Annotated in this window: 17 protein-coding genes; 8 read left to right on the forward strand and 9 right to left on the reverse strand. The window is 35.6% G+C overall.

From position 1 onward, the window contains the following. Positions 1-60: 60 nt before the first annotated feature. Positions 61-2340 carry a helix-turn-helix domain-containing protein gene (locus MODO_RS02810; RefSeq protein WP_006257902.1) on the forward strand — a complete coding sequence of 760 codons (2280 nt, stop codon included), beginning with the start codon at positions 61-63 and terminating at the stop codon, positions 2338-2340. A gap of 243 nt (positions 2341-2583) precedes the next feature. Here the strand turns inward: MODO_RS02810 and MODO_RS02815 are convergent, their stop codons facing one another. Beyond that, positions 2584-3732, reverse strand: a complete 1149-nt coding sequence (locus tag MODO_RS02815) for a DNA polymerase III subunit (RefSeq protein WP_006257901.1) — start codon at positions 3730-3732, stop codon at positions 2584-2586. Between the two features lie 522 nt (positions 3733-4254). Between MODO_RS02815 and MODO_RS02820 the strand changes: the two genes are divergently transcribed. From MODO_RS02820 to MODO_RS02830, 3 genes are read left to right on the forward strand one after another with little or no spacing between them, the layout of a single operon-like run. Then, the gene (locus MODO_RS02820) at positions 4255-5445 is read left to right on the forward strand and encodes a phosphoglycerate kinase (RefSeq protein WP_006257900.1); all 1191 of its coding nucleotides are present in this window, start codon (positions 4255-4257) and stop codon (positions 5443-5445) included. A gap of 55 nt (positions 5446-5500) precedes the next feature. Next, complete coding sequence (locus MODO_RS02825; RefSeq protein ID WP_006257899.1) at positions 5501-7009, forward strand: lytic transglycosylase domain-containing protein; 1509 nt, start codon at positions 5501-5503, stop codon at positions 7007-7009. Positions 7010-7021: 12 nt separating this feature from the next. Beyond that, a complete protein-coding gene (locus tag MODO_RS02830; RefSeq protein ID WP_225581450.1) occupies positions 7022-8017 on the forward strand; it encodes a DUF4837 family protein in 996 nt (331 codons plus the stop codon). A 43-nt stretch (positions 8018-8060) separates the two neighbouring features. Here the strand turns inward: MODO_RS02830 and MODO_RS02835 are convergent, their stop codons facing one another. The 7 genes from MODO_RS02835 to MODO_RS02865 form a co-directional block, all read right to left on the reverse strand. Beyond that, positions 8061-10043 (reverse strand): KUP/HAK/KT family potassium transporter, encoded by a 1983-nt coding sequence (locus MODO_RS02835; protein ID WP_006257897.1) that lies wholly within the window; start codon positions 10041-10043, stop codon positions 8061-8063. A gap of 98 nt (positions 10044-10141) precedes the next feature. Further along, positions 10142-11011 carry a tyrosine-protein phosphatase gene (locus MODO_RS02840; protein ID WP_006257896.1) on the reverse strand — a complete coding sequence of 290 codons (870 nt, stop codon included), beginning with the start codon at positions 11009-11011 and terminating at the stop codon, positions 10142-10144. A 251-nt stretch (positions 11012-11262) separates the two neighbouring features. Continuing rightward, positions 11263-11664: a ribonuclease P protein component gene (rnpA, locus tag MODO_RS02845; protein ID WP_006257895.1), complete on the reverse strand. Its 402-nt coding sequence runs from the start codon at positions 11662-11664 to the stop codon at positions 11263-11265. A 70-nt stretch (positions 11665-11734) separates the two neighbouring features. Further along, positions 11735-13657, reverse strand: a complete 1923-nt coding sequence (locus MODO_RS02850) for a M1 family metallopeptidase (RefSeq protein ID WP_006257894.1) — start codon at positions 13655-13657, stop codon at positions 11735-11737. Between the two features lie 54 nt (positions 13658-13711). Continuing rightward, positions 13712-15325 (reverse strand): S8 family peptidase, encoded by a 1614-nt coding sequence (locus MODO_RS02855; protein ID WP_006257893.1) that lies wholly within the window; start codon positions 15323-15325, stop codon positions 13712-13714. A 76-nt stretch (positions 15326-15401) separates the two neighbouring features. Beyond that, positions 15402-16262 (reverse strand): MBL fold metallo-hydrolase, encoded by an 861-nt coding sequence (locus MODO_RS02860; protein ID WP_006257892.1) that lies wholly within the window; start codon positions 16260-16262, stop codon positions 15402-15404. Positions 16263-16723: 461 nt separating this feature from the next. After that, a complete protein-coding gene (locus MODO_RS02865; RefSeq protein WP_006257891.1) occupies positions 16724-17248 on the reverse strand; it encodes a transposase in 525 nt (174 codons plus the stop codon). 741 nt (positions 17249-17989) lie between these two features. Here MODO_RS02865 and MODO_RS02870 point away from each other — a divergent pair. The 4 genes from MODO_RS02870 (at position 17990) to sufD (ending at position 22063) form a co-directional block, all read left to right on the forward strand. Then, positions 17990-18319 carry a HesB/IscA family protein gene (locus MODO_RS02870; protein ID WP_006257890.1) on the forward strand — a complete coding sequence of 110 codons (330 nt, stop codon included), beginning with the start codon at positions 17990-17992 and terminating at the stop codon, positions 18317-18319. 105 nt (positions 18320-18424) lie between these two features. After that, positions 18425-19873, forward strand: coding sequence for a Fe-S cluster assembly protein SufB (gene sufB / locus MODO_RS02875; protein WP_036471293.1), 1449 nt, complete (start codon positions 18425-18427; stop codon positions 19871-19873). Between the two features lie 64 nt (positions 19874-19937). After that, on the forward strand, positions 19938-20690 hold the full coding sequence (gene sufC / locus MODO_RS02880) for a Fe-S cluster assembly ATPase SufC (protein WP_006257888.1): 753 nt from the start codon (positions 19938-19940) through the stop codon (positions 20688-20690). A 53-nt stretch (positions 20691-20743) separates the two neighbouring features. After that, on the forward strand, positions 20744-22063 hold the full coding sequence (gene sufD, locus MODO_RS02885) for a Fe-S cluster assembly protein SufD (RefSeq protein ID WP_006257887.1): 1320 nt from the start codon (positions 20744-20746) through the stop codon (positions 22061-22063). A 705-nt stretch (positions 22064-22768) separates the two neighbouring features. Here sufD and MODO_RS02890 read toward each other — a convergent pair. After that, positions 22769-24463: a ribonucleoside-diphosphate reductase subunit alpha gene (locus MODO_RS02890; RefSeq protein ID WP_006257886.1), complete on the reverse strand. Its 1695-nt coding sequence runs from the start codon at positions 24461-24463 to the stop codon at positions 22769-22771. Between the last annotated feature and the right edge of the window lie 26 nt (positions 24464-24489).

Here is a 24489-nt window from a genome sequence, read left to right on the forward strand (position 1 = left end):
TTAACAGGGGCTTTTTTCGTTTAGTACAGTTTTATTATCGTATTTTGTAAAAAAAAAGGAATGACTAATTTTTCAGAAGAAGCAGAATACGTTTTAAAGTTTATCAATGAGACGAATAGATCTCTTTTTTTGACAGGAAAGGCTGGTACTGGTAAAACTACCTTGTTAAAAGAAATTATTAATACTACACATAAGAATGCAGTAATAGTAGCTCCTACTGGGATAGCGGCTTTGAACGCAGGTGGAGTGACTATACATTCTTTTTTTCATTTGCCTTTTGCTGCTTTTGTTCCTGATACTAAGAATCCTCCTATTTTTACTGATACAATCAAGTTTGAAAATCGCGTATCGCTAAGGCGTCATATGCTGATGAGTAATGCTCGTAGAGCGTTGTTCTTAAACATGGATTTGTTGATTATAGACGAGGTCAGTATGTTGCGTGCAGATGTACTAGATGCGATGAACTTTATGTTACAGACTGTGCGTAAAAGTCAACAACCTTTTGGTGGAGTACAGGTTCTTTTTATAGGAGATTTATTACAGTTGCCACCCGTAGTCAAGAACCAAGAATGGGATGTGTTGAAGCGCTATTATGACGGGGTATATTTCTTCCATTCAGAAGTTGTTAGACAGTATCCTCCCTTGTATATCGAGTTAGAGAAAGTGTATAGACAGTCGGATCAAGTGTTTATTAACTTGCTAAATAATCTTCGCAATAATCGTGTATCTAGAGAGGATCTGGCACTCTTAAATCAGTATACCAACCCTAACTTTAATATAAAAGATAATCCTGGTTATATCACTCTAAGTACACATAATGCTAAGGCGGACAAGATTAATGAAGACGCACTTAGAGGATTGTTTACGAAGGAGTTTAGTTTTATGCCTGAAGTCGTGGGAGATTTTCCTGAAAAGATATATCCTATCGAGGCTAAAATGACGCTTAAAGAAGGTGCTCAGGTTATTTTTATTAAGAATGATATCTCTCCTGAGAAGCGATTCTACAACGGTAAAATGGGAATGGTGAAGACCTTGACTAAGCATGAGATATTCATAGAGTTTGAAAATAAAGAAGTCATTGAAGTAGAACGATACGAGTGGCAGAATATAAAATATACGGTTGACCCTAATACTAAGGAAATCGTAGAAGAGGTCTTAGGTACCTTTAGTCATTATCCGCTTAAGCTAGCATGGGCTATTACAGTGCATAAGAGTCAAGGGCTTACCTTTGATAAAGCTGTTTTAGACGTATCTAAGGTGTTTTTACCTGGGCAGGCTTATGTTGCCTTATCTAGACTTCGTTCGTTAGAAGGATTAGTTTTATTATCACCTATACAGATGAACGGCTTAGTCAATGATGAGGATGTAATGAGCTATGCAGAGAATAAGGCTGGTGCAGAAGAATTAAATCTGCAATTAAAGATAGAGACAAAGAACTTTCTTCGAAACTATCTGATACAGACCTATTCTTGGTTTAACCTTAGTACACAATGGCATACGCACCTTTATAGTTATAATGCCGAGGCGGAGAGAAGTAAGAAAAGTGCATTTATGGGCTGGGCTCAGCGTATGACAAATCACTTAGATGAAATGGTTGTTCACTCAGAGAAATTTGTCAATCAGTTAAGAGCGTTGTTTGAAGAAGAACCTTTCAGATTTGAGTTTACTAAAGAACGTGTACTTAAAGCGTATGATTACTTTTTCCCTCGTTTAGATCATATGGTTTTTGAGTTATTGTTCACTATAGCACAGGTAAAAACTGCGAAGAAATCAAAGGCGTTCTATGAAGAATTAGTACCGTTAGAAGAGTCGTTATTGAAGACGGTTATTCAGATGAAGAAGGCTTCTATTATGTTGAAGTTAATAGAAGAGGATAAGAAGATATGTAAGGAGAATCTGCGCTCACTAGAGATCAGCGAGTATAAGATTAACCATTTAGTCAATATCGCTAATCTGATAAGAAGTACTAAACTAGGAGTAGAAGAGGAGGAAGATATAGAAGTGTATTCTTCTAGTCCGAAGACGAAGTCGAAAGAGAAAAAGAAGTCTACGTTTGTCATTACCCTAGAGATGTGGAAAGAGAAGATGAGTATAGAAGATATTGCATTAACTAGAAAACTGACTACGACTACGATTTATTCTCATATCGGTAAGTTGATTATGGATGGGCATATTACCTTAGAGGAAGTATTGCCAAAAGAACGTATAGAGGAGTTAACCGCTTTATTTGAAAAGAGTAAGGGAATGACATTATCTGAGATTAAAGTGAATGCAGAAGAGGACTTCTCATGGGAAGAATTAAAGTTGTATCAACGTGCAATGGCTCAGAAAGAGGAGTAAGGTATATACTGAAGTAAACATACTGTCATTAGAGAATGAATCAAGTGTGGGGCTTATTTGCTTTTGCTTTGCTAGGGGAGTGCTTGCAGTATTCTAGCACATTCCTTCGACAAAACACCTGTTTTGCCTAGGATTCTCCAAGGAAAGTCCTAGGAATCTGCAAGAAAGTGCAAGCTAAAGCTATACTCTTCTAAATAGAAACAATAAAAAAACGGTCGTATTCATCGAATGCGACCGTTTTTATTACTTCTTATGTATTAACCGTGTTAGCTTTATAGATAGATCTGTGAAGATCATTTTAGCATTACCATTTCGTTCTATATGGTAGATAGCATCACCTAGCTCTTGGTATATTTCATTTATATTTTCTCCGTTGACAAAGGGAGCAAAGTTTTCTAGTTTAAACTTATCTACTGTCGTTTTATAATACACTAGTTCTGGAGTTTGATAGTTTAACAGCAGAGCCTGTCTGAATAGTTCTATACAGAACTCTATAAACTGTTTTTGCTGTTCACGCCCTAAAGCAGCTAGTTCCTCACTCCATTCTATTAATTCTTGAATTACTGCAGCATTTCCCTTGGCTCTAAAGGCTGCTCGTACCCATTGTACAAACCATTTCTCATAAGGTAAGGCATTCGCTTTATTATGCAGTAAGCTCAGTGCTTTATTATAACTTCCTTGCGATTGATTAGCGATCATGATGGCTTCCTGTGGATCACATTGCTCACGTTGTATTAAAGCTTCTTGTATTTCGATAGCGTTAAGCGGAGGAAACTTTAGTACTTGACATCTCGAGAGGATAGTCTGTAGAATATTCTTCTCGTTCTCTGCGATTAGGATAAACACTGTTTTAGCAGGTGGTTCTTCTAATAGCTTTAGTAGTTTATTAGAAGCCTCAGTATTTAGCTTATCTGCCATCCAAATGATCATAATCTTATAACCACCTTCAAAGGATTTTAAGGCAAGTTTCTTCAGTACTTCACTCGCTTCATCTACTCCTATTTGTCCTTGTTTATTCTGAATATCAATGTGGGTGTACCAATCGAAAAGGTTTCCGTATTTATTTGTTTTTAAAAAACTACGCCATTGTTCTGCGAATAGATCACTAGTAGCATTCCTTTTTACAGCTTCTGTCGTAGCTACAGGATACACAAAGTGTAAGTCTGGGTGAGCAAGATTGTTGAATTTGATATTACAGGCATCATTTCCTCCTGTGTTTTCATTACCCGTATTTTTGCATAGTAAATACTGTGCGTAGGCGATAGCCATAGGTAAAGTACCTGTACCTTCTCCACCAATAAATAACTGTGCATGAGGTACACGACCTGATGCAGCTGACTGTATCAAATGATTCTTTAAAAAGGATTGCCCTATAATATCTGAAAATTGCATAAGGCAAAGATAAATTAATTATCAAGTGTTTAAAATAATCAGATTCATAATTGTACAACTATTTTATTTCTGTTTAGAGAATATTTACCTTCACAAAATAAGGTTTGTTCTATAACAATGTATTGTAATGATACAGCTTATTATGGGGTACTAAATCTATGAAGTGATGATTAAGTCAATGTGTTTTGCGTTTAGTTTTGTGTTAGGAGTATCTATTTTGTTTGTTATTTAGAGTTTTTTAGACAAGTTCTAGTCTATAACTGTTCTAAAATTAAAAATAGTTTAAATATTTATTTGCCCTTATTATTTTGTATTTCTGTCTGTAAATACTATAATATTGAATAATAAATATATGTAAAGTGTAATATATTTATTAATAACTCTGTTTATTGGTGTATTTATAAAAGACTAATGAGTGTAATATGTTAAAATTTTCGTTTAACAATATAATAATCAGGTAGTCTGATATCGAAAAAGATTTATATTTGTGTAACTTATCGTAAAATATATAAAAAAGTAAAGATGAAATCTATTGATAGTTTTGATTTTAAAGATCAAAAGGTGTTGGTTAGAGTTGACTTTAATGTTCCCCTAGATGAGAATTTTAATGTTACAGATACAAATAGAATAGAGGCTGCAAAACCTACTATTGAAAAAATAGTAAAAGAGGGTGGTGTAGCTATCTTAATGTCTCACTTAGGAAGACCTAAGGGAGAGCGCAATGACAAGTATTCACTACGTCATATCGTTGCAAAAACAGAAGAGATTTTAGGACATAAAGTTACTTTTGTGAACGACTGTGTAGGAAGTACAGTTAAGGAAGCTATCGCAGCTAGTAAAGCTGGAGATATCATCTTATTAGAGAATCTACGTTTCTACGCAGAGGAAGAAAAAGGTGATGAAGGGTTCTCAAAACAATTAGCTGAGTTAGCTGATTTTTATGTGAATGATGCTTTTGGTACTGCACATAGAGCACATGCTTCTACTACTATCGTAGCGAAGTACTTTGCTGATAAAAAATGCTTTGGTTATTTATTAGCTAAAGAGATAGAGAGTTTAAATAAGGTATTGAATAGTACTGATAAGCCTGTTACAGCTGTATTAGGTGGTTCTAAAGTATCTTCTAAAATTACGATTATCGAGAATATCTTAGATAAGATAGATCACATGATTATCGGTGGAGGGATGACTTTTACGTTTATTAAAGCTCTAGGTGGTAAGATCGGTAATTCTATCTGCGAAGATGATAAGCTAGATTTAGCTTTAGATATTTTGAAAAAAGCGAAAGAGAAGAATGTACAAGTACACTTACCTGTGGATATTTTGGCTGCTGATGCATTCGCTGCTGATGCGAATGTACAAGTGGTAGCTGCTAATGAAATTCCTGAAGGATGGCAAGGTTTAGATGTAGGTCCTAAGACATTAGAGAGCTTAAAACCTGTGGTAGCTGAGTCAAAAATCATCTTGTGGAATGGTCCTTTAGGAGTATTCGAGATGGAGAAATTCGCGAATGGTACGATCGAGTTAGGTAACTTCATTGCTGAAGCTACTAAAAATGGTACTTTTTCATTAGTAGGAGGTGGAGACTCTGTAGCTGCTGTAAAACAGTTCGGTCTAGCGCCTAAGATGAGTTATGTTTCTACTGGAGGTGGAGCAATGTTGGAAATGTTGGAAGGTCAAGTATTACCAGGAATTAAAGCAATACAAGAATAATAGTAGGTCCCTATGTTTATATACCAAGCATAGGGATTTTATAATACATAGCGCGATGAATTACAAAGTATTAACTTTATTAGCATGCGGTCTTTTTTCGTACTCAGTCATGGGACAGAATGAGCCTAGTACGCTTACAGAAGTAGCAAAGAAAGAAATGAGCCCAGAGGTGTATCTGGACTCTATTAAAAAGACATTCGTTAACCATGCTAGTAGTGCCTCTATAGAGAAGCGCTGGTTGAATGAGTTATTGAACCAAGATTTATTTAATGAGCTAGAGAACGAGTTAGCTGATGCAAACTTTGACGAAGGAGATGTTCGTTTTGATGAATTACCTACTGAGCTTTTAAAAGAACGTTTAAAAAGATTAAATGAGAAAACACCTTTTAATGTTGAATACAATGAAACATTAGAGCGAGTGATTAAATCATTTTTAAAGAATAGAAAACGTTCTTTTGAGAGGTTATTAGGCTTATCAGAATACTATTTCCCGATGTTTGAGGAGCAATTAGCAAAACAAAATGTTCCTTTAGAGGTTAAGTATTTATCTATAGTAGAATCTGCACTTAATCCTGTAGCTCGTTCTAGAGTGGGAGCTACTGGTCTATGGCAATTCATGTATCCTACAGGTAAACAATATAATCTAGAAGTTACTTCTTATATAGACGATCGTATAGATCCATTAAAGTCATCTGAGGCAGCTGCTAAGTTTTTGTCAGACTTGTATGGTATGTTTGGTGATTGGGATTTAGTATTAGCATCATATAACGCTGGACCAGGTAACGTGAGTAAAGCGATTCGTCGTTCTAATGGATATACGAATTACTGGAATATTAGACCAAATCTTCCACGTGAAACACAAAACTATTTGCCTGCATTCTACGCTACTATGTATATTTTTGAATATGCAAAAGAGCATGGTATCACGTCTAAAAATGCACCTATAAAGGTAGTGGAGACTGATACAATAGCGATTAAGAAAACAATGTCTTTTGACCAAATCGCTAATTTATTAGATGTCTCTAAAGAAGAAATAGAGTTCTTAAACCCAACTTATAAGTTACAAGTGATTCCTTATGATAGTGGTAAGTTGAACTTCTTAAGACTACCTATAAAGAAAATAGGTTTAATGGCCTCTAATGAAGAAAAGATGTATGCTTATGTAGATTTTTTAGATTCTAAAAAGGAACAACCAAACTATGCTGTAGTTGCAGAATCTATAGTAGAAAGTAGCTCTGTTAATCCGCGTTATCACACGATACGCAAGGGTGAGAGTGTAGGTACTATTGCTAATAAATACGGTATTTCGGTTGCACAATTAAAGAAATTAAATAATCTAAAAGGAAATCTAATCTACCCTGGTAAGAAATTAGTAGTAGGTAAAAAAGCGGTGGCTCAAGCGTCAGGTGGTACTAAGAATAATTTCTATACTGTGCAGAGAGGAGATTCTTTATCCTCTATAAGTAAGAAGTTTGCTGGAGTGACTGTGTCTAAATTAAAGTCCTTAAATAATATGAAGGACTCAGATGACATTCGTCCAGGTATGAAGTTAAGACTTAATTAGAAGAAGATAAGAGTGAGGTATATTGGTTATGTATTGTTAGTATTGTTTGCACTCGTTGGGTGTAGAGACAGGTCTGCTAAGAATAGATCTAATAATCCTATGGATGAACCTCACCAGATACTTATAGTCATTAATGATAGACTATGGTATGGTAGTGTAGGGGATAGTATAAGAGAACATCTGGCTGTACCTATAGAAGGAATTACACCACCAGAGTCTACTTTTTCTTTAGAACAGATCTCACCTAATCTATTTTCTTCACGTACGAAGAATAGAAGAAATATAATCGTCTTTTCGGATAACTATAGTAACAATAGTTTTCTGTTTGAGAAAGATAAGTATACTGCTGGTCAGATGTACTTTACAGTAAGTGGAGATTCTAGAAAGGGACTAATAAGCGAGTTTAAGAAGAATTCAGACTCGATTGTGAGTTCTATTTTGCGCTCTGAGTTTGATGTCGTTGCAAAGCGTATTCTTGAAGGGAAGATAGTTGATATTGATTATTTTCAAGACAAGTTTCAAGTAAGCCTTAATTTGCCTACTACGTATAAGTTGGTTGGAAGTAATTACCACTTTGTATGGTTTAAAAAGAATATTGCTTCAGGTAATAGTAATATTCTGATTTACGATGTACCAATAGATAGAATTGAGAATACAGATGATACTATTCTAAATAACTTATTAGCAGTGAAGGATTCAGTGAATGGTAAGTACATACATTCTATAGAAGATAATTCGTATCTAAGGCTCAATGAAGGGTTTATTCCTAATAATAAAGAGTTTGTAAGACAAGGAAGAAAGGTCTATGAGTTCACTGGAGATTGGGACATGCATAATAGCTTTATGAGTGGTCCTTATATGAGTTATGTGTTCCGTGATGAATCAGCTAGTAGGTATCTGTTTATAGAAGGGTTAGTATATAATCCAGCTATGGGTAAGAGAGGTATCTTAATGGAAGTAGAATCAATCGTCAACTCATTAAAGTTTAATGAGAGCGAAACAAATTAAATAGAAGTAAAAAGGCGTTCATCACTGAACGCCTTTTTATGTTTTAATACCTTCTGTGTAGAGGTAATTCTTCTATAGGATTTATCACCATTGGGAATCGCTCTACGGTTACAGCACTACTGTCAAGCCCAAAGGCCTTTTCTTCTGACAAGGCTAACTTTTTAAGCCATTCATATAGTGTAAGTATGATTGTTTCATGAGCAGGTAGCTCATTATCATAAGACAGTTCTTTCTCTATCAATACATATTCAAAGTCTGTATAGATATTGTTTTTTTGTAAAGAGGTGTATTTACTGATTACATCTACTTCTCCTGTTTCTGTTAACTCTTTGAGTACTTGTTTCATGAGTACACTGATCTTTTGGTCATTTCTAAAACCTAGATAAAAGTCAACACGGATAATATTATCAGCACCTATCTTCTGTATTTTGTATTCTAAGTTATAAGGTTGATCACTTACATTGACATGTATAAACCAATAGTTATCTGCTCTTTTAGGTCTACGTTGTGTGATAGAATACAATGCTTTATATTCTATTTTAGAGCATGTATTGGAGTTGGTTAGATAGATTAGATTAGAAGCAAATTTAGGAATGCTTGTATCTCCACTGATATCTAGAAGAATGTCTTTATACTGTTCTATATTGACAAACTCAGTATAGTTCTTTCTTATCTTCTTCGCTAGGTAGTTTATAATCATCGTACCTGCTAGTAAAGACGCTATGATAACAGTAACATAACCACCATGAGTGAACTTCTGAACGTTAGCAATAAAGAATGAGACTTCTAAACTTAGGTATATTAATTCGACTAATACGATTACAACAATATGTACACGTTTTAGGTACATATAATAACCTAGTAAGATTGTAGTCATAATCATACATAAGGTAATCGCTAGTCCATATGCAGCTTCCATATTACCCGACTCTTCGAAGTGCAAGACTACGAATACACAGCCTAAGAATAGTAACCAGTTGATAGAAGGAATATATAGTTGACCTTTTACATTGGTTGGGAATTTTACTTTTACTTTTGGCCATAAGTTAAGTCTTATCGCTTCATTGATTAGTGTAAAGGATCCGCTTATTAGGGCTTGTGATGCGATTACAGCCGCTATTGTTGCAATGGCTATACCAAATGGTAAGAACCACTCAGGCATAACTAAAAAGAAAGGGTTTGCGGGGTTTTGATTATCTGGTGATAGTTGTAGTAGTGTTTGGTTAGAAAAGTTGATTAAATAAGCTCCTTGTCCAAAATAACACAACACTAGCATCGCTTTTACAAATGCCCAAGTGATGCGTATATTTTTTATCCCACAATGTCCTAGATCGCTATAAAGTGCTTCTGCACCTGTAGTACATAGAAAGACAAATCCCAATACAAAATATCCTTCTGAGTGTATAGAAAGTAAATGAACTGCATAATAAGGATTTAAAGCCTTTAGTACTGTAAGGTTATCCATTAAGTGAAATAGACCAATTATCCCTATCATTAAGAACCACAAAGTCATCATAGGGCCAAAGAATTTGCCAATAGCCTTGGTACCAAATTGTTGGATGACAAAGAGAATAAAGATAATCCCTATCACTATCGGAATAGTCTGTAGGTTTGGTTCATATATTCTAAGTCCTTCTATAGCTGATGATATTGAGATAGGAGGGGTGATAATACCATCGGCTAATAGTGCACTACCTCCAATAATAGCAGGAATGATTAACCAACGTTTCTTCAACCTCTTGACTAAAGTATAGAGTGAGAATATACCTCCTTCACCATTATTATCTGCCTTTAGGGTTAGAAAAACATACTTAATGGTCGTCTGTAAGGTTAAGGTCCAAAAAACGCATGAAATAGCTCCTAAGACAATATCCTCTCGGATAATCTCTTTTCCTATGATGGCTTTCATTACATAAAGTGGGGATGTACCAATGTCTCCATAGATAATACCTAAGGTCACCAGTAGTGTTCCTAAGGTTATTTTATTCAATTGAGAACTGTGGCCATGTGATGACTGTGCTTGCATAAAAGTGTCGGATTTAAACTTGTAATTTGTAACGATATGGTTACTAATAAGCTAATAGTCAGAATAGGAATATATACCACTCCATGGCTAGTCTTAGTTTAGTAAAGATATTTTGCTTTTAATAAAGCGATATCCACTTCTAATATTTCTGTTAGGTACTGTTCTACAGAATTATAATATTCTTCTATAGTATTCAATGCTTTTGCTAAGAATTGTTCTTGTACTGTGAATAGGGTTAGAAGTGTTTCGGCTTGTTGTGTTTCTAGATTAAATTGTTGTTGTATCTGTTGTATATCGAGATTGACATATTGATTAGTCAATAGGTAATCTTCTATCACTGTATGTTGATTCACGCCTAGAGCAGATAGGAGTAGAGCAGCAGCGAAGCCTGTTCTATCTTTACCTGCAGTACAGTTAAACATTAGTGGAGCCTCAGAACATTCTACCTCTCTAAAGAAAGCTTTGTATTGACTTTGGTTGTGGAGTACCAGTTGTTCATTGATATCCACTAAGAGTTTAGTAGCTAGGTTTATATCTCCCTTTTGTACGATCTGCATGACCTGATTCTTACTAAGATTACCAGGAGTGATCGGTAGAAGTACTTCATTAGTTACTGTTTTTGGTAACAGTGTTTTCTGCTCTTCACTTTCTTCTTCACTTCTAAAGTCTACTATTGTAGTCAGCGGAAGTGAGCTAAGGTAGTTTAAATCTACGTCAGTTAGGTTACTCAATTGTCCTGAGCGGAATAAGCACCCCCATTTGACTGTTTTGTTGTCCTCTGTTTGATATCCGCCTAGATCTCTGAAGTTAGACTGACCTTCTAAAGGTAGTTGGCGCAATCTGTTATTAGCTACTTCAAGAGCTTGGTGTGTAGTATTAAGGTCTAGAGTGCTTTTGTTAGGGGTAGAGATGTGTTCTACATCACTATCTGTTTCAATTAAACAATTTCCTTTTTCTAAATTTTGCATAGAGCTATCACTATTTTAAAGCCTGAACAAACTCAGGTATATTTATAACAATGCTTTTCTGAACTCTTACATGTAAGTAGCATTAGATGCTAGATATTGTAAAAATGATCAACTCAATCAAGAATAAATAATACCTTTAAACAATAAAAAGATACTTATTTATTAGTATTTAATGATTAATAATCAGAAAACTATTAAGTTAAGTGTATTTTTAATATAGTGCAAATATAAGGGGTAAAAAAGACAAACTATTAAGAGTTGTCTTCTTTTTTTTCTGTTGTAGCGTCTATGAATTTCTCGAAAAGCTTAATCATCTTCTCGTTTACATCTTTGAATGTTAATCTATCTTTAGATTGATAGAATAGCATCATTGCATAAGGCTTATCTATATTTTCTAGTAGTAAGTGTTTATTCTGCCTATATGCTTCGCGTAATAATCTTTTAAAATAGTTTCTATCTACCGCCTTTTTAAAATGGCGTTTAGATACAGACACTCCTACTTTTAGAGGGAGGTCTTCTTGATTAGCTATCTGTACGTATACCATTCTCAAAGGGTATTTACTCACAGTTTTGCCTGTTGTAAATAACTCTTCGATTACAGCCTTGCTTTTTAGCTTTTCCTTTTTAGGATAATTGTATTTTTTTTGTTCCATATAGCCTGCAAAGGTAGCAAAGGAATATGAAATATTTATAAATAAAATAGGCCGCTACTGCGGCCTATTTCTATTTTGTATAAATACTATTTTCTTGATTTACATCAGCCATAAACTGGCTTGGGTCGATTACTATTTTCTTAATAGCACCTTTTGGTTTATTGATTGTGAACTTATATTCTGGTTGAGCCCATCCCCATCCATCTAACACTGTTCTTTCGTATTGTACGTACTGGTTAGGTTTGATCCAGTGCATTGAAGTATAAGGAATGTAGAATGTTTCTATAGAACCATCTTCGTATTCTACTAAGATATCTAGAGGCATACCCATTCTTCCCATTCTACCTAAAGTAACTAAAGTTTGGTTTTTCTGTACCTCTTCTACGAATAGGATAGAGTAGTCTATCGTGTTGTTCGTCTGTGTCCAGTCGATTAAATATTGGTCTAATACAGCACCAGATACTTTCTCAGCTACACGCTTGAAGTCATTAGGAGTAGGGTGAGTGAACTTGTATTCATTATAGTACGTTCTCAGTGTAGTCATCATATTATCCCACCCGATTAAGTAAGCTAATTGAGTTAAGAAGATAGACCCTCTGCTGTATGCAGAAGTAGAATAAGCTCTATTGGTCAAGTAATGATCTGCATGTGTGCTTAATGGCTCTTGCATTCCCTTAGACACTAAGCTATAGTAGCTCTTATAAGTAGATCCGAACGGGTTCACATCTTCTTGTTGGTCTTTAGGTAAGATCTTTAGCATCGCTAGGTCAGAGATAAATGAAGTAAACCCTTCATCCATCCATTCGTGTTTCGTCTCATTAGTAGCTAAAGCATGTTGGAACCAACTGTGCGCTAACTCATGAGCTGTCACTCCTGCTAAGCTTGGGAATGATCTCTCGCCTGTGATTAGGGTACACATAGAGTATTCCATACCTCCATCACCACCTTGTATTACAGAGTATTGGTTATAAGGATAAGGACCTACATTCTCATTGAAGAATTTCATTAACTCTGCTGTTACAGGCTGTAGTTTTTTCCAGTTATCTATAATAGCAGGATTGTTTTTATATAAGAAGTGAAGTTTCACTCCATCAGGTCCATCATACGTATCGTGTATGAAGTTAGGGTCTGCTCCCCATGTAAAGTCTAGTACATTCTCAGCTTTAAAGTGCCATGTAAGCTCTTTACCTTTTTTGATAGAATTATCATCGATACCAGCATCTTGGTATCCATATCCTACCTCATTATTATTTACGATATTACCTGTACCACCCAAGATATAGTTTTTATCTAACGTAATTTTTACGTCGAAGTCACCCCATACACTGTGGAACTCTCTACCTAGATACTGCTCAGCATGCCATCCTTCGAAGTCATATTCAGCGATCTTAGGGAACCATTGAGACATAGACAGTGCTACACCCTCTTTAGAGTTTCTACCAGCTCTACGGATCATTACAGGAGCTTGTCCATCGAAGTTCATTGTGAATACAGTAGATGACTTAGGAGCGATAGGTTTTTTTAGAGTCACCTCTAGTATAGTACCTACTTCTTTCGTCTCTAAAGCCTCACCATCTTGCATCATTTTAGATACCTTTAAGTATCCTATTTCGTTGTCTTTTAGCTTTGTGATTCTACTTTCAAATACTTTTCTACCTCTCACTGTTTTAGTATCTACCATACGAGAGTCAGGATCAGCGATATTTGATAATAGCGCATCCATATCACTATTGGGTTGGAATGCGTTGTAGTAAAGGTGGAAGTATACTGCTTTTAAAGTATCAGGTGAATTGTTTGTGTAAGTTAACTTTTGAGTACCTGTGTATTGGTACTTTTTCACGTCCATCTTCACGTCCATTTTATAGTCAACATGTTGTTGCCAATAACCTGGATTAGGGTTGTTTTGAGCGATTGCGTCTATTAGGGCAATAGAGCAGATAGCTAGAGTTAGTAATATTTTTTTCATAATGTGTTTGAAATCAAAACTCCACATATATTATGCATAAATGTGGAGCTTTTTATATTAAGGGTTACTTAGTTACAAGTTTTATTTTTTAGCTTTTGATAATTTCTCAGCTAATAATAATGCATTGTACGCATTTACAAACTTACCAGAAGTAGAGATAGATTGGAAATTTCTGATTTCTTTTTTCTCACCTACTACTACGTCGAAGTTTACTGCTACACCTGAGTCCATGATGATTTTCTTCACTTCTCCAGCTGTAAACTCTGGGTAATAAGCTCTCACTAATGCTGCAACACCTGCTACGTTAGGAGAAGCCATAGAAGTACCTTGTAAGTACTCATAACTATTCGTTGGTACAGTAGCATAAATTTTCACTCCAGGAGCGAATACGTCTACATCATAATCACCATAGTTAGAGAAACGAGCCACCATATTTTTACCAAACTCTGGGTTAAGAGCTCCTACTACTAAGAAGTTGTTAGAGATCTCTGGTCCCATCTTTACGTTATCGTTAGGGTAGCGCTCTACACCTCCAGGGATGTTTAAGTCCATAGCATCATTACCTGCAGCTACTACGATAAGTACGTCTTTCTCTTCTGCATATTTAATAGCGTCACGTACCCACTGACTGTTTTCTTCATAGTATTTACCGAAGCTTCCGTTGATTACTTTAGCACCGTTATCTACTGCATATCTGATACCTAATGCGATATCTTTATCATACTCATCTCCATCAGGTACAGCTCTTACAGCCATGATCTCTGCTACGTCAGATGCTACACCGTCTCCACCTAAGTTATTACCACGAGTCTGAGCGATAATACCAGCTACGTGAGTACCATGTTTAGCCTCTTCTCTTACAGGTCCGATCACGTTGTTATCACCATAGATTCTATCATTGATATCTGTATGATCATCACCTACTATCTTTCTACCGTCGAACTCTAAGTTTAAGTGGTGTTTCGCTTTACTTTCTACACTGTTTTTGTAAGCTTCTAACCAAGACAACTCTCTTCCACCAGCTAAGATATTATACATAACATTTTTAGAGTGGATGATTTCTTCAGTCGCGTCTAATGGAATGCTGTTTAAGTCATCCATTGTGTAGTCCTTCTTATCTAGGTATTTTGCGATACGCTCATTTGCACGCAATAACATATCTACACGTAGTTTGCTCTCTTGGTTGCTTTTTACCTCTTCGTCGTATTCCTTCACAGCTCTTTTATACTGATCAGAACCATCATCACCTCTACGGATCACACGTACCATCTCTACATTTTCGTGTACAGACTGTCCTAAGAAGTTCCACCCGTGGATGTCATCGATGTATCCATTATTATCATCATCGATACCATTACCCGCTATTTCATTAGGGTTTGTCCAAACTTGAGTCTTTAAATCATCGTGATCAATCTCAACACCTGAATCCACAACTCCTACAATTACTTTCTTAGGTAATTTCTTTCCTTTAAGAATTTCTTCATACGCTCTGTCAACAGACATTCCAGGAACAGTATCATTAATGATGTCTAAATGACTCCATCTGCGTAATTGTTCTTCTGTAAGTTTTGTTGTTCTCTTCGGTAGATTATCTACACCCGAGATCGGTGTATTGGTAATCGTACTCGTTGTACCACAGCTAGTTAAAGCTAATGCTAAAGCAGCTGATAGGTATAAAGGTTTAATCAATCGCATTATAGTTAAATTTAAATTATCAATGTTATTCGTGCTAAAAATATAAATAAGTTACATCTTGAAAGTGTACTTAACACTAAATTAAGATTTCATTAGCTTTTAAATTCTCATTTAGTCTCACTCCTTTTTCAGTATGTTGCACAGTGATGATTTCATTATGAGCATCGTGTTCTAAGAACAAATACCAATTCTCATCAGCTGCCATCTTTAAGAATTTCTCTTTTTCGTCTAGTGTTAGCAGGGGTCTTGTATCGTATCCCATTACATAAGGAAGTGGGATATGTCCTACTGTAGGCAGTAGATCGGCTACATAAGCTATCTTTTTGCCTTTATAGTTCAGTATAGGGATCATTTGTTTCTCAGTATGTCCATCTGCGAAGAAGATATCAAAGCCTAATTCGGAGTTGTGCAGTATGTTTCCTTGAGCCTTTGGGATGAAGTGAAGTGCACCGCTATCCTGTATAGGAAGGATGTTCTCTGATAAGAAAGAAGCCTTCTCTCTCGCATTCGGTTTAGTTGCCCATTCCCAGTGATTCTCATTCGTCCAGTACTTCGCGTTTTTAAAAGCGTTTACATATCCTGTCTTATCACTATTCCAGTTTACAGCACCTCCTACGTGATCGAAGTGTAAGTGTGTCAAAAATACATCTGTGATATCATCTCTGTGAAAGCCATGCTTAGCTAGAGACTTATCTATGCTATGGTCACCCCATAGATTATAATAACCAAAGAATTTATCAGATTGTTTATTTCCCATACCCGTATCGATAAGGATCAGTCTGTTGCCCTCTTCGATAAGGAGTAGTCTAGCCCCTAAGTCGATGAGGTTATTAGCATCAGCAGGGTTGGTTTTGTTCCAAATCACTTTGGGAACAACGCCAAACATAGCACCACCGTCTAGTTTAAAGTTGCCACTTTCTATAGCGTATAGTTTCATAATTGTTTTAGTTTATTTGAGTTAGGTGCAAATTACTAAAATTATTTCTCCTAGTCTCTCTTTTTTGCAAAAGTCTGTCACTGACCTTGGTATAGCAGAGGATCTAATCGGTTATCTAAGGAAGTGATACTAGTATATAGATGCTTCGGGTAGAGATTTAGTACGGTTCGGTAAAAGGGTACTTATCCCAAGTAAACACTGCTTATTACCGAACAGCTTCCGAACAATTTTTGAATAAAACGATATAAAGTGCTTATTAATAGTTGGTTATGCTTAAATGAAATGACCAAAGCAAGGCAATCTCTCCAATATTAACCAAAAAGGGCAAAAGAGGGCGATAGTTAATGAAGAATTTAGAATTGTATTGTAATTAAAGTAGAGACGGATTATTATCCGTGTCCAGAAAGTAGCCATATCAATGTACACACTGATTATCATCCGTGTCAAACAAAATAACAATATCAAAACTCATTATAAAACCTGTCCTTATTCCAACGTGAAGGATTAGTATGAATATAATTAGCAATATTATTATATGCAGAAGCTGCTCTGATTATATGGTCATGATATCCATCTTGCCAAAAGAACGCTATACCAAGACTTTTAGCATCTTTCTTTACTCCAACTTTAAACCCCTTTATTATATTTCCTAAACTTCCAGATACGCTTTTAAATTCCTTGTTATTATCAATTTTCTTAGTATTATAATTACCTCTATTAATATGCAAGATACCATGCACATGATTTGGCATTACAATAAATGCATCCAAAACAACAAATGGGTAATAATGAGGGATACTGAACCAACAATTTAAAACACATTTCCCTAAATCATTTAAGTACATCTTATCTTGAAATATATACCCAAAATAATGTTTCATATCTCTTGTACAAATAGTAATAAAATATGTCCCATCATTTGTATAGTCCCACCATTTAGCTCTATTTGAAGACCTATTATACACGCCTTTAAACTTCTTATTCATAATTTTTTTTATGATTAAACATAGCAAAAAGCAATCCTTACTGATATGTATATTAAATGTTTACAATTTATTAATATTGATTTATATCTATCCTTTTCGTGTTTAATGTAGTTTTTTAAATTCTTTGGGTGACACGGATAATAATCCGTCTCTACTTTGATATTGATTGGGTTTGTTTGACTTGGATGATGATTTGTTTATTTGACTTGGATGATGATTTGTTTATTTGACACGGATGATAATCCGTCTCTACTTTATTGACGATACAATTAACTGACCTACTTTTTGGACACGAATGATCTGTCTCTACATTGATTGGGGTTGTTTGATATGGGGGGAGGGGGACTTCTTCTTTTTAATGGATATTTAGAGATAGAGATTTGTTATTTTTCGCTTTTATATTTTATTGATAAAGGATAACTTTGTCTTTTTGAAAAAATATTGCCTTGATTTGTTCAATACATTCTTTTAAATGTCCTTGAATAGTATAATTAAAGGTACAATATTTGCAATAAAGTATTTTAGTAGAGCAAAATAATCGAATTAAGTGATTAGTTTTCAGTAGGTTTTTTACTAAAGTAGTTAGGAAAGAATATCAAAAAAGGAGTTCTAACGATAGTTTTTATCGATATTAGTATTAAAACTTCTAATCGTTATAAATATGTTAGTTAGTACAAGAAACCATTTTTTTATAATACCTTTGTAAATCAAATTTTAGAACTAATCTATTTTAAAAAAGGTATGATAAAAGTTTCAGATATAGCGAGTAAACGCGTGGCCCTTTTGATGGAAGATGAAGGGTTTAACCATACTACAGATTATGTACGTGTAGGAGTGACTAGCGGAGGATGTTCCGGACTTTCGTATCAATTAAAATTTGATCACGAGATAGGAGAAGACGATAAGGTTTTCGAAGACAATGGTGTAAGAATCGCTGTGGATAAGAAAAGCTTTTTGTACCTAGTAGGAACGACTTTAGAGTATTCTGGAGGATTGAACGGTAAAGGTTTTTATTTCAACAATCCAAATGCAAGTAGAACTTGCGGATGTGGAGAAAGCTTTTCATTATAAGACCTCAAGGTAGAAAGGCGGATGTACGTCTGTCTTTCTTTCCTTTTGATAATTAGTTTAATAAAAGAAGCGTACGAGAAAGTAGTGGCTTTTAAGTATAAATATATGAGTAAGTATACAGAAGAAGATTTAAAGAAAGAATTAGAAACCAAGGAGTATGAGTATGGATTCTATACAGATATAGAGTCAGAGACATTTCCTGTTGGGTTAAATGAAGATATTGTTAGAGCGATCTCTGCTAAGAAAGGTGAGCCTGAGTGGATGACTGATTGGAGATTAGAAGCATTCCGTATTTGGGAATCGATGGTGGAGCCAGAATGGGCTAATGTGAACTATACTAAACCTGATTTTCAAGCTATATCTTACTACTCTGCACCTAAGAAGAAGGATGAGTATAAGAGCTTAGATGAGGTGGATCCAGAACTGATAGAGACTTTTAATAAACTTGGTATTTCGCTTAACGAACAGAAGCGTCTTACTGGTGTAGCGATGGATATCGTGATGGACTCTGTGTCTGTAGCGACTACATTTAAAGATACTCTAGCTGAGAAAGGTATTATATTCTGTTCTATCTCTGAGGCGATCAAGACTCACCCAGAGTTAGTGAAGAAATATTTAGGTACTGTGGTACCACAGACAGATAACTTCTATGCGGCGCTGAACTCTGCAGTATTCTCTGATGGTTCATTCTGTTATATTCCTAAGGGTGTTCGTTGTCCTATGGAGTTGTCTACATACTTCCGTATTAACCAAGCTGGTACAGGTCAGTTTGAGCGTACATTAGTGATCGCTGATGAGGGTAGTTATGTTTCTTACTTAGAGGGATGTACGGCACCATCACGTGACGAGAACCAATTACACGCTGCTGTAGTAGAGCTTATCGCTATGGATGATGCTGAGATTAAGTATTCTACTGTTCAGAACTGGTTCCCTGGAGACAGTGAAGGAAAAGGTGGAGTATTTAACTTCGTGACTAAACGTGGTCTATGTGAGAAGAATGCTAAAATCTCGTGGACACAAGTAGAGACAGGATCTGCTGTGACATGGAAGTACCCATCATGTATATTAAAAGGGGATAACTCTATCGGAGAGTTTTACTCTATCGCTGTGACGAATAATTTCCAACAAGCGGATACAGGTACTAAGATGATACACTTAGGTAAGAATACGAAGTCTACTATTATTTCGAAAGGTATATCTGCTGGTAAATCTCAAAATAGTTATAGAGGATTGGTTCATATGGGACCTAGAGCTGAGAATGCTCGTAACTTCTCTCAATGTGACTCTTTATTAATGGGTAATGAGTGTGGTGCTCATACATTCCCTTATATCGAGGCTAAGAATACTACTGCTCAGATTGAGCATGAGGCAACAACTAGTAAGATTGGTGAAGACCAAATCTTCTATTGTAACCAACGTGGTATTCCTACAGAAAAAGCGATTGCACTTATCGTTAATGGATTCTCTAAAGATGTGTTGAATAAGTTGCCAATGGAGTTCGCTGTAGAAGCACAAAAATTATTAGAGATTTCTTTAGAAGGAAGTGTAGGTTAATCTACGCCTAAACTAAAGAGTTCAAAAAATCAGATTACCTCAACAAAATTAAATAAGACAATTTATGTTACAGATAAAAAATTTACACGCAAGTGTTGAAGATAAAGAAATATTAAAAGGAATTAACTTAGAAGTAAAAGCTGGTGAAGTACACGCTATCATGGGACCTAACGGTGCTGGTAAGAGTACATTATCATCTGTGATCACTGGTAATGAAGCATTCGAAGTTACTGAAGGAGAGATTCTTTTAGAAGGAGAAGAGTTAGGAGAATTAGGACCAGAAGAAAGAGCTCATAAAGGGGTGTTCTTATCGTTCCAATATCCTGTAGAGATTCCTGGTGTTTCTGTAACTAACTTTATGAAAACAGCAATCAACGAATCACGTAAAGCACAAGGATTAGAAGAAATGCCTGCGAACGAGATGTTGAAAAAAATCAAGGAGAAAGCGGAGTTATTAGAGATCGATAGAAAGTTCTTATCTCGTTCTCTTAACGAAGGATTCTCTGGTGGTGAGAAAAAACGTAATGAGATCTTCCAGATGGCTATGTTAGAGCCTAAGTTAGCTATCCTAGATGAGACTGACTCAGGACTAGATATCGATGCTCTACGTATCGTAGCTAATGGAGTGAACAAACTAAAAAGTGAAGATAACGCAGTAGTGTTAATTACGCACTACCAACGTTTATTAGACTATATCGTGCCAGATTTCGTACACGTATTATACGATGGTAAAATCGTTAAGACAGGAGGTAAAGAATTGGCATTGGAATTAGAAGAAAAAGGATACGATTGGATCAAAGCTTCTTTAGAGAAGTAAGAATACTAGATTTCAAGAATCAATCATTTTAATCTAATTGCAAAGAAAGAATTATGGAGCTTAAAGATAAATTAATTACGTCTTTTGTGGCTTTTGAACAAGGTTTAAAAGGTGAACATGAAGGTTTACACGATATTCGTTTAGAAGCATTAAAGACATTCGAAGATAAAGGATTTCCTACTAAGAAAGTAGAAGCGTGGAAGTACACTTCATTGAATTCAATTTTAAAGAATGAATTTCGCGTATTACAGAAAGAGGAGACAGCGATAGAGTATAAAGATGTAAAGAAATACTTCTTAAGTGATTCTGACACGTATAAATTGGTGTTTATCAATGGAGTGTTCAGTTCTCATTTATCATCTACTACTCATGATGGTTTAGACGTATGTTTAATGTCATCTGCACTGACTAAGCCTAAATATAAAATGGTGATCGATGCCTTTTATAACAATACGGCTGATAAGACAGATAGTATGACGGCGTTAAACACAGCTTTTGCTACTGAGGGAGCATTTATTAATATTCCTAAGAGTAAAGTAGTGGCTAAGCCGATAGAGATTATATACTTCTCTACGGTAGCGGATAAAGCTCTGTTAGTACAACCTCGTAACTTAGTAGTAGTAGGAGAGAATGCTCATGTACAGATCGTAGAAAGACATCAGAACTTGACTAACTCTACTGTACTTACTAATGCTGTAACTGAGATCGTAGCGCATAAACGTGCTATCGTAGATTTCTATAAGTTACAGAATGATAATGAAGAAGCTACACTAGTAGACAATACATATATTACTCAGAAGCAAGAGAGTAGAGTTTCTGTTCATACTTTCTCATTCGGAGGTAAGTTGATTAGAAATAACTTAAACTTCTATCAAGACGGAGAGCGCATTGATAGTACGTTAAAAGGTGTGACACTAATCAGTGATAAACAACACGTGGATCACTACACATTAGTATCTCATAACCAACCTAACTGTGAGAGCCACCAGAACTACAAAGGTATCTATGATGGTAATTCTACAGGAGTATTTAATGGTAAGATCTATGTAGATAAAATAGCACAGAAAACAGATGGTTTCCAACAGAGTAATAATATCTTACTAAGTGAAAAAGCTAATATCTATGCTAAACCACAGTTAGAAATCTTCGCTGATGATGTGAAGTGTTCGCATGGATGTACTATAGGGCAGCTTAATGAAGATGCGATGTTCTATATGCGTCAAAGAGGAATTCCTAAGAAAGAAGCAAAAGCATTACTAATGTATGCTTTCACAGATGAAGTAATGGAGTCTGTAAAAGTACCTGAGTTAAAATCTAAGGTAGCAAAAGTAATTGCTGGTAAATTAGGAGTATCTATGGGATTTGAAATTTAATTTCACGTTTTTTATACTTGGTCAAATATAAAAGAGACTGCCTTAGGCAGTCTCTTTTTGCATTTATTAAATGCTATGGTCATATTGGTTAGGTATGATAATAAAAACGACCTAGCTATTGGGGGAGCTAGGTCGCTTAAGAAAAAGAAAGTTTGTTGTTTTTGTTGTACAAAGTATATTTCATATATCGTGCCAAAAAATGTAACGTGCTGTGTTTTAGTGTTTGAGGGTATAAAGTGTTGTTTTTTTAACTATATTTTAAGAGATTACTAGTATTCGTATTTTTATACTGCAATTAAATGTCAGTATAGCTGAATTGCTATTGTGTATTGCTGCTAGTGAGTAAATAAGAAAAGGGTATTGCACAGAGCGTGTTTAGAGGTGTTAATATGCTGTTTTTCGACAATTACTTATATAGTTGCTTTTAGTAAGAGATATTGGCTTAAAAGGTACTATATGATGCTGTGGTATGTGTCCCACTTTATGCGACCATAATAGGCTAGAAGTATGCATATACAATCATAAAAGTCAGTGTAGAGAATAAAGAAAGTATGAAGTGATAGTTTTGTCTACAGAATTATAGTTCATACGTTCTTTGACATACTGTATACTACGATGAGGTAGAAGAGTAGGGATATAAAAAGAGAGAACCCTCTGTGTGAAGATTCTCTCTTTATAGATTATAAGATAATTTAGATTGAGTTCTTAAGATTCGCAACTGCTACAAGTCACTAGGTTAGTTACCATCTCTTTAGAGACACTCTGACTACGCTGGTAGTACAATGTTTTAACTCCTAGTTTCCACGCTTCGATCATTAGGTTGTTTACTTCCTTGATCGGTAGAGCAGAAGGGATGTTTAGATTTAAGCTTTGTGCTTGGTCTACGTACTTCTGTCTTACAGCAGCTTGTTGTATGATTTCAAGTTGACTGATTTCTTTGAATGTCTTGAATACTGCTTTTTCTTCTTCAGTAAGACCTTCTATCTGCTGTACACTACCACCGTTAAGCATGATAGTTCTCCATGTTTCTTCGTTGTCTAGACCTTTTTCTTCTAGTAACTTCGTTAAGTATTTATTCTTACGCATGAAGTTTCCTTTAGATAGTCCTGCTTTGTAATAGTTACTACTAAAAGGTTCTATACCTGGAGAAGTCTGTCCTAAGATAGCAGATGATGATGTAGTAGGAGCGATAGCCATAGTAGTCGTGTTACGTCTACCATATCCTTTCATGATTTCTGGTTCACCATAGATGCGTGCTAATTCTTGAGACGCTTTGTCCGCTTTAGCACTGATATTATCGAATATTTGATTCGTAAGCATTTTAGCTTGTAGTCCTTCGAATGGGATCATATTCTTCTGTAAGTATGAGTGCCATCCTAGTACTCCTAAACCTAATGCTCTATGGCGTTTAGCAAAACGATTAGCAGCAGCTAAATAGTAGTTTCCTTCTGTTTTTTCTATAAACTCTTGAAGTACTGCGTCTAAGAAGTAGATCGCTAGTTTAACAGCTTCTGTGTCTTTCCACTCGTCGTATAACTCTAGGTTCATAGAAGATAAACAACAGATGAACGATTCGTCATCAGATGAAGGCAACATGATTTCAGAACAAAGGTTACTTGCGTTTACACGCATATTTAGGTCTTTGTACACTTGTGGTTTATGTCCATTCACGTTATCAGAGAAGAATAAGTATGGCATACCTTTTTGTTGACGACTCTCTAGTACTTTAGCCCATAACTGTCTCTTCTCTCTATCCCCGTCTATCATCTCTTGCATCCAGTAGTCTGGTATACATACTCCATAGAATAGGTTCTGAATAGGGTTACCGATGTTTTTTATATTTAAGAATTCTTCACAGTCAGGATGGTCTATGTCTAGGTATGCTGCAAAAGCACCTCTACGTACCCCTCCTTGTGATATGGTGTCCATCGCTGTATCGAACAACTTCATAAAGCTTACAGCGCCGCTACTCTTACCATTATCTGTTACAGCACTTCCTCTCTCACGAAGCGCTCCAAAGTAACCTGATGTACCACCACCAATTTTGGTTTGCATAATTACTTCACCAAGTTTGTGTGTGATTCCCTCTATACCATCTGGAATATGTACGTTAAAACAAGAAATAGGCAGACCTCTCTCTGTACCCATATTAGCCCAGATAGGAGAGCTCAGACTCATCCATCCACGTTCTATCATCTCTTGGAATGATTCTTTTAATTCGGGTTTATACAGTCTTCTGGCAGCAGCTGATGCGATACGGTCGATAGCACCTTCTACTGTTTCTCCTTTAAGCAAGTATCCTCTATTAAGGATTTGTTCACTTTCGGAGTTTTTCCACCAAAGTTTTTCTGTTAGGTTATCGTTGTCTTCTGTCAATAATGGTAATGAGAAATTGTTCATAGAATTCTTTTAGATTTTTTTGATAG

Origin of the sequence: Myroides odoratimimus (genome assembly GCF_001485415.1) — a bacterium.
In the GTDB taxonomy this organism is placed as follows: Bacteria; Bacteroidota; Bacteroidia; order Flavobacteriales; family Flavobacteriaceae; genus Flavobacterium; species Flavobacterium odoratimimum.

Excerpts from the sequence above, each read along its gene's own strand:
- MODO_RS02860 (WP_006257892.1), bottom strand. The coding sequence starts at position 16,262 with ATGAAACTATACGCTATAGAAAGTGGCAACTTTAAACTAGACGGTGGT.
- MODO_RS02825 (WP_006257899.1), top strand. The coding sequence starts at position 5,501 with ATGAATTACAAAGTATTAACTTTATTAGCATGCGGTCTTTTTTCGTAC.
- MODO_RS02855 (WP_006257893.1), bottom strand. The coding sequence starts at position 15,325 with ATGCGATTGATTAAACCTTTATACCTATCAGCTGCTTTAGCATTAGCT.
- MODO_RS02835 (WP_006257897.1), bottom strand. The coding sequence starts at position 10,043 with ATGCAAGCACAGTCATCACATGGCCACAGTTCTCAATTGAATAAAATA.
- sufD (WP_006257887.1), top strand. The coding sequence starts at position 20,744 with ATGGAGCTTAAAGATAAATTAATTACGTCTTTTGTGGCTTTTGAACAA.
- MODO_RS02865 (WP_006257891.1), bottom strand. The coding sequence starts at position 17,248 with ATGAATAAGAAGTTTAAAGGCGTGTATAATAGGTCTTCAAATAGAGCT.
- rnpA (WP_006257895.1), bottom strand. The coding sequence starts at position 11,664 with ATGGAACAAAAAAAATACAATTATCCTAAAAAGGAAAAGCTAAAAAGC.
- MODO_RS02890 (WP_006257886.1), bottom strand. The coding sequence starts at position 24,463 with ATGAACAATTTCTCATTACCATTATTGACAGAAGACAACGATAACCTA.
- MODO_RS02820 (WP_006257900.1), top strand. The coding sequence starts at position 4,255 with ATGAAATCTATTGATAGTTTTGATTTTAAAGATCAAAAGGTGTTGGTT.
- MODO_RS02870 (WP_006257890.1), top strand. The coding sequence starts at position 17,990 with ATGATAAAAGTTTCAGATATAGCGAGTAAACGCGTGGCCCTTTTGATG.
- sufB (WP_036471293.1), top strand. The coding sequence starts at position 18,425 with ATGAGTAAGTATACAGAAGAAGATTTAAAGAAAGAATTAGAAACCAAG.
- MODO_RS02840 (WP_006257896.1), bottom strand. The coding sequence starts at position 11,011 with ATGCAAAATTTAGAAAAAGGAAATTGTTTAATTGAAACAGATAGTGAT.
- MODO_RS02850 (WP_006257894.1), bottom strand. The coding sequence starts at position 13,657 with ATGTGGAGTTTTGATTTCAAACACATTATGAAAAAAATATTACTAACT.
- sufC (WP_006257888.1), top strand. The coding sequence starts at position 19,938 with ATGTTACAGATAAAAAATTTACACGCAAGTGTTGAAGATAAAGAAATA.
- MODO_RS02810 (WP_006257902.1), top strand. The coding sequence starts at position 61 with ATGACTAATTTTTCAGAAGAAGCAGAATACGTTTTAAAGTTTATCAAT.
- MODO_RS02815 (WP_006257901.1), bottom strand. The coding sequence starts at position 3,732 with ATGCAATTTTCAGATATTATAGGGCAATCCTTTTTAAAGAATCATTTG.